The organism is Streptomyces sp. NPDC027663 (assembly GCF_055566415.1).
Genome location: NZ_JBVHSK010000001.1, coordinates 511,128 through 524,495 on the forward strand (window position 1 = coordinate 511,128; position 13,368 = coordinate 524,495).

Here is a 13,368-nt window from a genome sequence, read left to right on the forward strand (position 1 = left end):
GAGGTCCCCGAATTCCTACTTGAGGAAGGGCACGGCCGCCGCACGTGAGGGACACGAAAGAGAGCCGGCTGCTCCTGGTCCTGCTGGTCGCCATCGCATTCGCGTTGATCACGGTGGACATCCGAGGGGGCCGCAACTCCCCCGTCGACGGTGCCCGGCACGCCGCAGCCGCGGTGTTCGGCCCGGTCGAGAACGGACTGTCCTCCGCGGTCGACCCGGTCGGCAACGCCGTCTCCGCGATCCGTGACTCCGGCAGCCGCCACGACCGGCTCGCCGCGCTGGAGAAGGAGAACGCGGCCCTCAAGGCGAAGCTCGGCAGCGACGACCGCAACCGCAGCCGCCTCAAGCAGCTCGACAAGATGCTGAAGATCGCCGGCGAGGGGCAGTACGGCATCAAGGGCGCCCAGGTCATCGCCATAGGATCGGCCCAGGGCTTCTCCTGGACCATCACCATCGACGTCGGCGCCGACGACGGCATCAAGCGGGACATGACCGTCCTCAACGGCGACGGACTGGTCGGCCGGGTCACCACCGTCGGCCCCGGCACCGCCACCGTACTGCTCGCCAACGACCCCGACTTCACCGTCGGCACCCGCATGGAGGCGGGCGACGAACTCGGGTTCGCCTCCGGGCAGGGCGACCGCCCGCTGCGCGTGGAACTCCTCAACGGCAAGGCGGAGGTGAAGAAGGGCGACCGCCTCGTCACGTTCGGCTCGCAGGCGGACCGGCCGTTCGTGCCGGGCGTCCCGGTCGGCGTGGTGTCCCGGGTCGACCCGTCGGGCGGCGGCCTCACCCGCACCCTCTACGTCACCCCGTACGTCAGCTTCACCAAGCTCGACATGGTCGGCGTGGTCGTGGAAGCCCCGAAGGACGACCCGCGGGACACCGTGCTCCCGGCGAAGCCCAAGCCGGTGCCGACGCCGACGGTGACCGTCACGGTCACCCCGTCGGCCGACGCCCCCGACACCGACGAGCAGCAGTAGGAGCCAATCCCCATGCGTGTCAACCGGATCCTGCTCTCCAGCGCGCTGGTCGTCGTGGCCCTGGTCGTCCAGGTGAGCGTCCTCGCCCGGCTGCACCTGCCGGGCGCCGTCCCCGACCTGCTGCTGCTCACCGTCCTGGGCCTGGCGATGGTGTACGGCCATGTCGGCGGCGCCCTCGTCGGCTTCGGCGCCGGCCTGCTGGCCGACCTGGCCCCGCCCGCCGATCACGCGGCGGGCCGCTACGCCCTCGTGCTGTGCGTCACCGGGTACTTCGCCGGGCTCATCCGGCCGGAGAACGGCCGGCTGAAGTCGGCGACCGGCCCGATGGTTGTCGTGGTCGCCGCCGCCGTCGGCTCCACCCTGCTCTACGCCGGCGTGGGCGCCCTGGTCGGTGACACCGCCGCCCGGCACGTCGGCCTGACCGGCCTGCTGATCTCGGCAGCCCTGTACGACCTGCTGCTCGCCCCGTTCGTGGTGCCCGCAGTCATGTGGCTGGCCCGTCGCTCCGACAACGACCCGCTCACCGAGACGGGCCCCGCGGCCAAGGCCGGTGACATCTCCTCCGGCTGGCTCTCCTCCGGCACCGGCCTGCGCGTCGGCGGACAGCGCGGCGGCTTCGGCGCCCTGAAGGCCAAGGCCCGCACCCGCTCCGCCCGGGTCGGCCGCATCAAGGGGGTCAAGCGGCTGTGACCGCAGGGAAGTTCACCCGAACGGGTCAGCTGTCCCGGAACGCGGGTTCACAGGCTGGTCGTTCATCATTCGTACGCGCGCAGGCGATTCGCACACACGCGCCGCACGCACAGACGTCCGCGCACTGAGAGGGGGCGACAGCCGCAGTGACCAACATCCCCGAGACCGGTCGGACCCCACGGGTCCAGATCCGGCTCGTCGTGATCCAGATCCTCGTCCTCTCCCTCCTCGGCACACTCGGCGGCCGGTTGTGGTACCTGCAGATCCGCGAGGGCGCGGAATACCAGAAAGAGGCGTCCGGCAACCACGTCCAGCAGGTCGTCGACCCCGCCGTGCGCGGCGACATCCTGGACGCCCGCGGCGTGCCCCTCGCGGACAACGAGACCCGGCTGGTCGTCTCCGCCTCCCGCACCGACCTGCTGAAGCAGAAGGACGACGGCAAGGCCGTCCTCGCCAAGCTGGCCCGCGTCCTCGGTATGAGCCCCGAGGACGTCATGCAGAAGGTCCGGCTGTGCGACGCCAAGACCCCCCAGCCCTGCTGGAACGGCTCGCCGTACCAGCCGATCCCCATCACCGACGAGGCAACGGCCAAGCAGGCCCTGCAGATCCGCGAGCGCTCCGAGGACTTCCCCGGCATCACCGCCGAGCCCGCGGCCGTCCGCCGCTACGCGGCCCCGGGCAAGTCCAACACCGCCCAGGTGCTCGGCTACCTCTCGCCGGTCACCGACTCCGAGATCCAGAAGGCCAAGGACACCGAGTCGCCCTATCTGCGCTCCGACATGGTCGGCCGTTCCGGCCTGGAGCGGACCTACGACAAGGTGCTGCGCGGCAAGGCCGGCGTCACCCGGTACGAGGTCGACAACCTCGGCCGGGTCATCGGCAAGGCCCGGTCGGACGCGGCCGAGCCCGGTTCCAACCTGGTCACCAGCATCGACGCCCGGGTCCAGCGGGTCGCCGAGTTCGAGCTGAACAAGGCCATGAAGAAGGCCCGCGAGCAGTTCGACAAGATCACCGGCGAGAACTACAAGGCCGACTCCGGTGCCGTCGTCGTGATGGAGGCCAAGACCGGCCGGATCGTCGCCATGGCCTCCGCGCCGACCTACGACCCGAACGTCTGGGTCGGCGGCATCTCCGCCAAGGACTACCAGGCCCTCACCGGCAAGAAGTCCGACTACCCACTGCTCAACAGGGCCATACAGGGACAGGCCGCGCCCGGCTCGACCTTCAAGGTGGTCTCCACCGCCGCCGCGGTCCAGGCCGGCTATCCCTGGGACGGCGGCTACCCGTGCACCAGCTCCTACTCGGTCGGCGGTCAGGTCTTCCGGAACTTCGAGGGGGAGAGCTTCGGCCCGATCTCGCTCGGCCGGGCCCTGGAGGTCTCCTGCGACACCGTCTTCTACGGCCTCGCCGACAAGGAGTGGAAGAGGGACGGCGGCATCAACCCCAAGAAGGGCCAGCCCAAGGACTGGTTCTTCAAGACGGCCCACCAGTTCGGCCTCGGCCAGGAGACCGGCATCGACCTGCCCAACGAGGTCACCGGCCGCGTACCCGACCGCCAGTGGAAGGAGACGTACTGGAAGGCCAACAAGGACGCCTGGTGCAAGACCGGCAAGAAGGACGGCTCCTACGTCGAGAAGATCGCCTACGAGAACTGCCTCGAAGGCAACAAGATGCGCGAGGGTGACGAGATCAACTACTCCATCGGCCAGGGCGACACGCTCGTCACGCCGATCCAGGAGGCCGTGATCTACGGTGCCGTCGCCAACGGCGGCACGATGTACCAGCCGACCATCGGCAAGGCCGTCATCAGCCCCGACGGCAGGTCGGTGGAGGAGATCAAGCCGAAGAAGCGCGGACGGCTCCCGGTCAGCCAGGCCACCCTCGACGGCATGAACGACGCCTTCGCCGGCGTCATCACCCGCGGTACGGCCGCCTGGAAGTTCGGCGGCTGGCCGCAGGACAAGATCACGCTCCACGGCAAGACCGGTACCGCCGAGGTCTACGGCAAGCAGACCACGTCCTGGCTGGCCACCTACTCCGAGGACTACACGGTGATCATGACGATCGCCCAGGCCGGTACCGGTTCCGGCGCCTCCGGTGAAGCCGTGCGCAACATCTACAGCGCGCTCTACGGCGTCCAGGGCGACGGCTCCATCGACAACAAGAAGGCGCTGCTGCCCGAGCCGCAGAAGGGCCTGCCCAAGGTCCGCACGGACGGCACCATCGCCGCCCCCAGGATCACCGGAGACCCGGCGAAGGACGCCGAGGCCGCCCAGAAGAACAACCCGACCAACGGCGACGACGGGCAGCCCGCGGGCACCACGGCCTCGCCCGGTACCGGCAACCGTGACACCCGCAGGCGGGCCCGCAGGAGGGGAAGCCGGAGGATGCCCTCATGACCGGCACGAACAGCTTCTCCGTTTCCGGCTACGGCCCCGAGCGGGCCGGCTGGACCAGGATCTTCGCCCGCGACTCGCTGAGCCGCCGGCTGGACTGGCCGATGCTGCTGGCGGCCACCACGCTGTCCCTGATGGGCTCCCTGCTGGTCTACTCGGCGACGCGCAACCGCACCGAGCTGAACCAGGGCGACCCGTACTTCTTCCTGGTCCGGCACCTGATGAACCTCGGCATCGGGATCGCCCTGATGATCGGCACCGTCTGGCTCGGCCACCGCGCCCTGCGCAACGCCGTGCCGATCCTCTACGGCGTGTCGGTCCTGCTGGCCCTCGTCGTCCTCACCCCGCTCGGCGCGACCATCAACGGCCAGCGCAACTGGCTCGTCATCGGCGGCTTCTCGCTCCAGCCCGCCGAGTTCCTCAAGGTCACGATCATTCTCGGCATGGCCATGCTGCTGGCCGCGCGGGTGGACGCCGGTGACAAGCCGTACCCCGACCACCGGACCGTGTTCCAGGCGCTGTGCCTGGCCGCCGTACCGATCCTGATCCTGCTGCTCATGCCGGACCTCGGCTCGGTGCTCGCCATGGTGGCGATCATCCTGGGTGTGCTGCTCGCCTCCGGCGCCTCCAACCGCTGGATCTTCGGCCTGCTCACCGCCGGAGTGATCGGCTGCATCGCCATCTGGCAGCTGCACATCCTGGACGAGTACCAGATCAACCGGTTCGCGGCCTTCGCCAACCCCGACCTGGACCCGGCGGGCGTCGGTTACAACACCAACCAGGCCCGCATCGCCATCGGCTCCGGCGGGCTCACCGGGGCCGGGCTCTTCCACGGCTCGCAGACCACCGGCCAGTTCGTGCCCGAGCAGCAGACGGACTTCGTGTTCACGGTCGCGGGGGAGGAACTGGGCTTCCTCGGCGCCGGCTTCATCGTCTTCCTGCTCGGCGTCGTCCTCTGGCGGGCCTGCCGGATAGCACGCGACTCGACCGAGCTGTACGGGACGACCGTCGCCGCGGGGATCGTCGCCTGGTTCGCCTTCCAGTCCTTCGAGAACATCGGCATGACCCTCGGCATCATGCCGGTCACCGGCCTGCCCCTGCCCTTCGTGTCGTACGGCGGCTCGTCGATGTTCGCGGTGTGGGTGGCGGTCGGGCTGTTGCAATCGATCAAGGTGCAGCGGCCGATGTCGGCGTGAGGACGCCCGGTACGGACCGGGTCAGGGTTCGGCGCGATTCACCGGGCGGATGGCGAAAGTTTTCCGGCCATTCACCACGGATGACCTCTGCCGTCCGAGCCCGCCTCCCACTAGATTCGCTTCATGGCGGATGCGAAACGCGAGATAGAGCGCAAGTACGAATCCGACGACAGCGGACTGCCCGACCTGACCGGCGTCGGCGAAGTGGCGGCGGTCCTCGACAAGGGCCTGGTCGAGCTGGACGCCGTGTACTACGACACCGCCGACGAACGCCTCACGTCGGCCTCGCTCACCCTGCGCCGCCGCACCGGCGGCTCGGACGCCGGCTGGCATCTGAAGTTCCCGGTCGCCCCCGGAGTGCGCGACGAGATCCGGGCGCCGCTCTCCGACACCGTCCCCGAGGAGATCGCCGCCCTCGTCCGCTCCCGCGTCCGCGACCGCGCGCTGGCCCCCCTGGTCCGGCTGCGGTCCGCCCGCGACGTGCGGCACCTGGTCGACGCCGAGGGCACCCTGCTGGCCGAGGCGAGCGTCGACACCGTGACCGCCGAGCGGGTCACCGGCGAGGGCGTTACCGCCCAGTGGACCGAGATCGAGGTGGAGCTGGCCGACGGCGGCGATCCGGCCTTCCTGGACCAGGTGGAGAAAAGGCTGCGCAGGGCCGGCGTACGGCCGTCCGCCTCCTCGTCGAAACTGGCCCACGCCCTGGAACAGACCCGGCCCGGCGGCCGCAGGAAGCAGCGCAAGCCCGCCCGGCCCACGACGGCCGGCGACCATGTCCTCGCCTACCTGCGCGCCCAGCGGGACGTGCTGGTCGAGCTGGACCCGGCAGTCCGCCGGGACATCCCCGATTCCGTCCACCGGATGCGGGTCGCCACCCGGCGCGCCCGCAGCACCCTGCGCACCTTCCGCAGCGTCCTGGACCGCACCGTCACCGACGCCATCGGCGCCGAGCTGAAGTGGCTCGCCGGCGAGCTGGGCGTGGACCGTGACCAGGAGGTGCTGGCCGAGCGCCTCACGACCGCCCTCGACGCCCTCCCGTCCGCTCTGGTCACCGGCCCCATCGCCGAGCGCCTCGCCTCCTGGGCGGAAATCCGGCACGGCGGCGCCCACGCCCACCTCACCGGCGTCCTGGACTCCCGCCGCTATCTGACCCTGCTGGACACCCTGGACGCCCTGATCAGCGACCCGCCCCTGCGCAAGGCGGCCGGCGGAAAGCCGGAGAAGGTGATCGCCAAGGCCGTGGGCAAGGACGAGAAGCGCCTGGCCGGCATCGTGGAGCACGCGCTGGAGCTGCCGCCCGGCAAGGACCGCGACCTCGCCCTGCACGAGGCCCGCAAGAAGGCCAAGCTCACCCGGTACGCGGCCGAGGCCGCCACCGAGGCCCTCGGCACCCCCGCCGCCTCCCTGACCAAGGCCATGAAGTCTCTGACCACGCTCCTCGGCGACCACCAGGACAGCGTCATGGCCCGACAGACCCTCCGTGAGCTGTCCGCGGTGGCCCACGCCACGGGCGAGAGCACGTTCACGTACGGGCTGCTCTACGGCAGGGAGGAGGCCAGGGCGGCGGCGACGGAGGCGGAGCTGCCCGCACGGTGGAAGAAGATCAGGTCCGGGTCGGACGGCTGAGCGTTCGGGGCAGGGCGCAGCGCGGGTTACGCTGAATGGTCACCCCTGTCAGCTCATGAAGGTTCGCGAGATGCCTGTCGAGTCGGTTTTCCCGCAGCTCGAAGCTCTGCTCCCGCACGTGCAGAAGCCGATCCAGTACGTCGGCGGAGAGCTCAACTCCACGGTCAAGCCGTGGGACGAGTGCGACGTCCGCTGGGCGCTCATGTACCCGGACGCGTACGAGGTCGGCCTGCCCAATCAGGGCGTCATGATCCTCTATGAGGTCCTCAACGAGCAGGACGGAGTCCTCGCCGAGCGCACCTACAGCGTGTGGCCGGACCTGGAGGCGCTGATGCGCGAGCGCGGCGTCCCGCAGTTCACGGTCGACAGCCACCGCCCGGTGAAGGCCTTCGACGTGTTCGGCCTCAGCTTCTCCACGGAGCTGGGCTACACGAACATGCTCACCGCGCTGGACCTGGCGGGCATCCCGCTGGAGTCCAGGGACCGCACCATCGACGACCCGATCGTCCTGGCCGGCGGCCACGCGGCCTTCAACCCGGAGCCGATCGCCGACTTCATCGACGCGGCGATCATCGGTGACGGCGAGCAGGCCGTGCTCGACATGACGCGGATCATCAAGGAGTGGAAGTCGGAGGGCCGCCCCGGCGGCCGCGAGGAGGTCCTGCTCCGCCTGGCGAAGACGGGCGGGGTCTACATCCCGGCGTTCTACGACGTCGAGTACCTCTCCGACGGCCGTATCGCCCGTGTGGTCCCCAACCGCTCCGGCGTCCCGTGGCGCGTGTCCAAGCACACGGTCATGGACCTGGACGAGTGGCCGTACCCGAAGCAGCCCCTGGTCCCGCTCGCCGAGACCGTCCACGAGCGCATGTCGGTCGAGATCTTCCGCGGCTGCACCCGTGGCTGCCGCTTCTGCCAGGCCGGCATGATCACGCGCCCGGTGCGCGAGCGCTCGATCACGGGCATCGGCGACATGGTCGACAAGGGCCTGAAGGCCACGGGCTTCGAGGAGGTCGGCCTCCTCTCCCTGTCCTCCGCGGACCACTCGGAGATCGGCGACATCGCCAAGGGGCTGGCGGACCGCTACGAGGACGACAAGATCGGCCTCTCCCTCCCCTCCACCCGGGTCGACGCCTTCAACGTCGACCTGGCGAACGAACTGACGCGCAACGGCCGCCGCTCCGGCCTGACCTTCGCCCCCGAGGGCGGCTCGGAGCGCATGCGCAAGGTCATCAACAAGATGGTCTCGGAGGAGGACCTGATCCGCACGGTCGCCACGGCGTACGGCAACGGCTGGCGCCAGGTGAAGCTGTACTTCATGTGCGGCCTGCCGACGGAGACGGACGAGGACGTGCTGCAGATCGCCGACATGGCGACGCACGTGATCCAGAAGGGCCGCGAGGTGTCGAGGTCGAACGACATCCGCTGCACCGTCTCGATCGGCGGCTTCGTCCCCAAGCCCCACACCCCCTTCCAGTGGGCCCCGCAGCTCTCCGCCGAGGAGACGGACGCCCGCCTGGAGAAGCTGCGCGACAAGATCCGCGGCGACAAGAAGTACGGCCGCTCGATCGGCTTCCGCTACCACGACGGCAAGCCCGGCATCGTCGAGGGCCTGCTCTCCCGCGGTGACCGCCGCATCGGCGCGGTCATCCGCGCGGTCTACGACGACGGCGGCCGTTTCGACGGCTGGCGCGAGCACTTCTCCTACGACCGCTGGATGGCCTGCGCCGACAAGGCCCTGGTCCCCTTCGGCGTGGACGTCGACTGGTACACCACCCGCGAGCGCACCTACGAGGAGGTCCTCCCCTGGGACCACCTCGACTCCGGCCTGGACAAGGACTGGCTGTGGGAGGACTGGCAGGACGCCCTCGACGAGACCGAGGTCGAGGACTGCCGCTGGACCCCGTGCTTCGACTGCGGCGTCTGCCCCCAGATGGACACGTCCATTCAAATCGGCCCGACCGGCAAGAAGTTGCTCCCGCTGACGGTCAAGAACGCAGGTCCTACGCCGGCTTCGAGCGGTCACGCACACTGAGCTGAGCTGGGCACTCGGCCTGTTGAGCCCCCTTCCCTGACGGGGAGGGGGCTCGTCGGCGTCTGGGCGACTTGGCATCTGGGCGACGCGAACAAGCGCGTCACGAGGTCAGGATGGAGATGCCGTCGCCGAGCAGCTTCAGCCCGAGGACGAAGAACAGGACCGCCATCACGGCGACATTGTGCTGAGCTGCCCAGTCTTTCCAGTTGCCGAGCGTGGTCTTGGCCCGCTCGCCCCCGAGCAGGAAAACTCCTAGCGGGGCCAGCAGGCCGAGGGTGGCGATCAGGACGAAGATCGCCATGGACGCGATCTGCTGCCCGACCGGCAGTCCTGCCGAGCCGATCGCGGCGCCCGCGGCGATCGTCAGCGGTGCGTTCTTGGCGTTGAGCGCGGCCAGGGCCAGTCCGAGTGCGAAGATCTTGACCGGCGTGAGGCGGTCCATCGCGCTCATCCACTTCGGCAGCTTGGCTTGTGACGCATCCTTCGGGCGTCGGTGCCATTGCCTGGCGCCGAACAGGACGAGGAACAGGCCCAGGGCCAGCTTGAGGGCTCCCACCCAGGTGGCCGGGTGCTTGTGGGCGGAAGCACCTGCGGGGGAAGCGATCGCCAGCATCACCGCGCCCAGCGCCGCGAGTCCCAGGACCCAGCCGACGGTGAAGAGGATTCCGTTGAGACGTCCTCTAGGTGTGGCGAGTATGAGGATGATGGCGATGATCGGAAGCGGGCTGACCGCGACGGCGGCCGCGAAACCCAGTACGTCACCGAGGACTGCGCCCATGATTGCCTCCATGCGGGGTCAGGGTGGCGATCCGGTTGAGCAGGACTCGGCGCGAGAGGGTGCTCCGACCGCCTCGGCGGCGCAACGGGCTGGTGTGTGATCGGCTGCGTCACCGTCTTCACGACTGTGTGTGAGTGGCCGCCCGTAAAGGGTGCCGACGACGTACTCGGCACGTCTCACCGGTTCCATCTTCCTGCGCCTGGCCTGACCTGTCCTCAGGAGCTTCTCGGGAGGGATCAGGTCGGCCCCCGGATGCCGAGGTCTTCGCCGGGATGCGAGGCAGTGCATCCACGGTGAGGATGGCATGTGAGGGCGATGGCGCCTCATGTTCGGGTGCTTGGCGCCCCTCGCACCGATCCGTGGCAGGAGAATTCACCATGACTGCGACGACAGGCTCAACCCAGTCGGCTCACCCCGAACGCCCGGGCAGGTCGGATGGGGTCTGCAACGAGTTCACCGTCTTCACCGAGATCAAGCCGGGCCATGCAGACGCCATGCGCGAGGATCTCGCCGCGCTTGCCGACGCGAAGGCCGACGAACGAGTCCATGCGGCGTTGCGGCAGATCGGCACTCTGCATGACGCACGGCACGTGATCTTCGATAATGACACCCGGCACATGTTCGCCAGCGTCTTCGACGGCTCCTGGGACAGCTACATCGACGACTTCGCCCAGACGGAAGTCGGGGACCGCTTCGACAAGGTCTTCTCGCACACCGAAGGGTTCCCCGGCGTCAAAGACCCGGGGGTGAAGGACTGGTTTGTCGCCCACCAGGAGCCCGCAAGAGTCTTCGTCAGCTCCTATCCCGACCTGACCGTTCAGCAGGTCTGGAAGGACCAGCGCGTGAGCCAGGCGTTCCAGGCTGTCCTGGACACTCCCGAGTTCCGGGCGGCGCTGGACAACCCGGCGAACGCCGAGTTGCTGGCCACGCCGGCCTTCCAGAAGCTGCTGGAGGAAGCCTCGGCCTAGAGCCCGGATGCAGCCATCCCCGGAACCCATGATCGGTGGACGCGTCGACAGGCGCGTACCAGCCGCTGCAGGGCTGTCCAGGCAGAGACCGATGCGGAGGCAGCGAGCGACCATGAACACAGCGGACAGCAGCAGCGGGGCAGTCGTGAGCGTCGAGATCGACGATGTCCAGAGCGGGGCCCTGCGTCCGAGGCCCGTGCCGTACGCGGGAAAGTTCGTCTTCCTGCGCGTCGATGACCGCAGTGCCGGGCGCGCCCTGCTGCGGCGGCTGCTCCCGGTGACCTCGGGAGGTCTGCCGAGCGCGGACCGGAGCCAGGACGCCTGGGTCGCTGTCGCGCTCACCTACCAGGGGCTGAGGGCCCTGGGGGTACCTCAGGAGTCGCTGGACAGCTTTCCGCAGGCGTTCCGTGAGGGCATGGCCGCTCGGGCGGAGCTGATCGGAGACGTGGGAGAGAGCGCACCGGCCCACTGGGAGGCACCGTTCGGAACCGGCGATGTCCACATCGCGTTGAGCGCCCTCTCCTCCGATGGGGCGCAGTTGGACCGGGAGTTGGAGCGGGCTCGTGTCGCCTACGAGGACACGCCCGGTGTCCAGGTGATCTGGCAGCAGGACGTCCGCCAGCTCCCGACCGGGCGTACCACCTTCGGTTTTCGTGACGGCATCAGCCACCCGAACATCGAGGGCGTCGGACTGCCCGGCTCCAACCCGCAGGAGGCCCCGATCAAGGCGGGCGAGTTCATCCTCGGCTACCCCGACGAAACCGGCAGCCTGCCGCCCATGCCCACCCCCGACGTGCTGGGACGCAACGGCACCTACGCGGCCGTTCGCAAGATCCATACCAACGTGGCGGCCTGGCGCCGGTACCTGCGCGCGAACAGCTCAGGCGCGGAGGAGGAGGCGCTGCTGGCGGCGAAGATGGTCGGGCGCTGGCCGAGCGGGGCGCCGCTGGCGCTGACGCCGGAGCACGACGACCCGGAACTGGCGGCCGACCCGCACCGCGTCAACAACTTCCTGTACCGGGAGAACGACGACCGGGGGTACCGGTGCCCCGCCGGTGCGCACATCCGGCGCACCAACCCCCGCGATGCCACCATCATCGGCGACGCGCGGATGCACCGCCTCATCCGCCGTGGCACCACCTACGGGCCGCCGCTGACCGAGGGCGTGCTGGAGGACGACGGCGCCGACCGCGGCCTGGTCGGGGTCTTCCTCGGAGCCCATCTTGAACGGCAGTTCGAGTTCATCAAGGCCGAATGGGTCAACGACGGCAACTTCATCGGCTACCCCGGCGAGAAGGACCCGGTGGCCGGGCACCACGGCGGAACCGGCAGCGTCACCATCCCGGAGAAGCCCGTCCGGCGTCGTCTGCAGAACCTGCCCAGCTTCGTGGTCACCCGCGGCGGTGAGTACTGCTTCGTACCGGGTCTGCGCGCCTTGCGCTGGCTCGCCGAACTTGAGGACTGAGGACGATTTCAAGCGCCTGAGGTGCGATCACGGTCTCCCGGAGGAGAGGTCGAAGTCATGGCAGCACAGTTCGTCCGCTACACACCTGACGTCGAAGACGACGACCCGGGCTTCGACCGCAACGTGCAGACGGTGATCGAGAAGACCGAGAGCTACATCGCCGAGTCGGTCGAGGCCGGCGGCACCGGACGGGCCCTTCGCGACGCCCACGCCAAGGGCTACGGCCTGGTCCGAGGGGAAGTGGAAATCCTGGACGGGCTGCCCCCCGAGTACGCCCAGGGCATCTACGCGACCCCGGGAACCCACGACGCGCTCATCCGCTTCTCCAACGGCTCGCCCCACGCCGGAGCCGACGCACGTCTGGGCTCCGCCACCGGACTGGCACTGAAGATGTTCGACATCCCCGGCCCCACCCTGTTGGAAGACGAACCGGACACGGGCACATTCGACTACGCCAACATCAACGGACCGATCTTCTTCTGCAACACCGTCGAGCACTACCTCTTCATCCAGGAACTGTTCCTCAACGCGCCGGCCTACTTCTCCAAGGGCCGACCAGGCGCACATCGCTTCTTCACCGAATTCGTGACCGGAAAGGGAACGCTGGACCAGGACAACTGGGCGTGGGACGAGTTCCTGGCCTTCCTCCGCCTGGCAAAGACCCCTCCGGCGAACGTACTGCTGTCGAGTTACTGGACCATGGGCGCGGTCCGGCACGGCGACTACATCGCCAAGGTACGCATCACCCCCGACCCGTCCGCCGCCGCCGCGGTGGTCCGGCGCGACATCGACCCGGCCTCTGCGGCGGAGGTCTTCCGACCGGCCCTGCAGGCCGAGTTGCAGGAGCGGCCCTACGCCTTCGACATCCAGGTCCAGCTCTGCACCGACCTGGAACGCATGCCGGTGGAGGACACCACCGTGGAGTGGCCCGAGCAGCTCTCCCCGTCCGTCACCGTCGCCAGACTGCGGCTCCCGCAGCAGGACATCTCCAGCCCGGAGAACCTGGAGAAGATGGACTCGCTGTCCTTCACGCCCTGGCGGGTCACCGCCGAACACGCCCCCCTGGGCAACATCATGCGCGCCCGCAAAGAGGTCTACCGGCACTCCTCCATCGCGCGCCACAAGCTCAACGAACAGCCGCGCACAGAGCCGCGCAGCGCCGAGGAGGTACTTGGCCAGACCCGTTGAGGCCGACCGGTGCAACGGCAAGCGACCCCGACGCACGGCTGAGACA

At 69.2% G+C, this 13,368-nt stretch carries 10 protein-coding genes; 9 read left to right on the plus strand and 1 reads right to left on the minus strand.

Features of this window, described 5'->3' with window-relative positions; all coding sequences use genetic code 11:
- Window positions 1–44 precede the first annotated feature (44 nt).
- The 6 genes from mreC (at window position 45) to ACZ4SF_RS02300 (ending at window position 8,923) form a co-directional block, all read left to right on the plus strand.
- The gene (gene mreC, locus ACZ4SF_RS02275) at window positions 45–983 is read left to right on the plus strand and encodes a rod shape-determining protein MreC (RefSeq protein WP_468377042.1); all 939 of its coding nucleotides are present in this window, start codon (window positions 45–47) and stop codon (window positions 981–983) included.
- Between the two features lie 12 nt (window positions 984–995).
- Window positions 996–1,673, plus strand: coding sequence for a rod shape-determining protein MreD (gene mreD / locus ACZ4SF_RS02280; RefSeq protein WP_468377045.1), 678 nt, complete (start codon window positions 996–998; stop codon window positions 1,671–1,673).
- A 146-nt stretch (window positions 1,674–1,819) separates the two neighbouring features.
- Complete coding sequence (mrdA, locus tag ACZ4SF_RS02285; protein WP_468377047.1) at window positions 1,820–4,072, plus strand: penicillin-binding protein 2; 2,253 nt, start codon at window positions 1,820–1,822, stop codon at window positions 4,070–4,072.
- Window positions 4,069–5,265, plus strand: coding sequence for a rod shape-determining protein RodA (gene rodA, locus ACZ4SF_RS02290; protein WP_468377050.1), 1,197 nt, complete (start codon window positions 4,069–4,071; stop codon window positions 5,263–5,265). The genes mrdA and rodA overlap by 4 nt, the downstream gene beginning before the upstream one ends.
- Before the next feature lie 123 nt (window positions 5,266–5,388).
- On the plus strand, window positions 5,389–6,891 hold the full coding sequence (locus tag ACZ4SF_RS02295) for a CYTH and CHAD domain-containing protein (protein ID WP_468377052.1): 1,503 nt from the start codon (window positions 5,389–5,391) through the stop codon (window positions 6,889–6,891).
- A 70-nt stretch (window positions 6,892–6,961) separates the two neighbouring features.
- Complete coding sequence (locus tag ACZ4SF_RS02300; protein ID WP_468377055.1) at window positions 6,962–8,923, plus strand: TIGR03960 family B12-binding radical SAM protein; 1,962 nt, start codon at window positions 6,962–6,964, stop codon at window positions 8,921–8,923.
- 100 nt (window positions 8,924–9,023) lie between these two features.
- Here ACZ4SF_RS02300 and ACZ4SF_RS02305 read toward each other — a convergent pair whose 3' ends face one another.
- Window positions 9,024–9,701: a GAP family protein gene (locus tag ACZ4SF_RS02305; protein WP_468377058.1), complete on the minus strand. Its 678-nt coding sequence runs from the start codon at window positions 9,699–9,701 to the stop codon at window positions 9,024–9,026.
- Window positions 9,702–10,078: 377 nt separating this feature from the next.
- Between ACZ4SF_RS02305 and ACZ4SF_RS02310 the strand changes: the two genes are divergently transcribed.
- The 3 genes from ACZ4SF_RS02310 to ACZ4SF_RS02320 all read left to right on the plus strand — a co-directional run bounded on the left by ACZ4SF_RS02310 (window position 10,079) and on the right by ACZ4SF_RS02320 (window position 13,322).
- Window positions 10,079–10,669: a hypothetical protein gene (locus tag ACZ4SF_RS02310; RefSeq protein WP_468377060.1), complete on the plus strand. Its 591-nt coding sequence runs from the start codon at window positions 10,079–10,081 to the stop codon at window positions 10,667–10,669.
- A gap of 112 nt (window positions 10,670–10,781) precedes the next feature.
- On the plus strand, window positions 10,782–12,134 hold the full coding sequence (locus ACZ4SF_RS02315; RefSeq protein ID WP_468377063.1) for a Dyp-type peroxidase: 1,353 nt from the start codon (window positions 10,782–10,784) through the stop codon (window positions 12,132–12,134).
- A gap of 57 nt (window positions 12,135–12,191) precedes the next feature.
- Entirely contained in the window at window positions 12,192–13,322 is a 1,131-nt protein-coding gene (locus tag ACZ4SF_RS02320) for a catalase family protein (RefSeq protein WP_468377066.1), read from the plus strand.
- The last annotated feature ends 46 nt before the right edge of the window (window positions 13,323–13,368 follow it).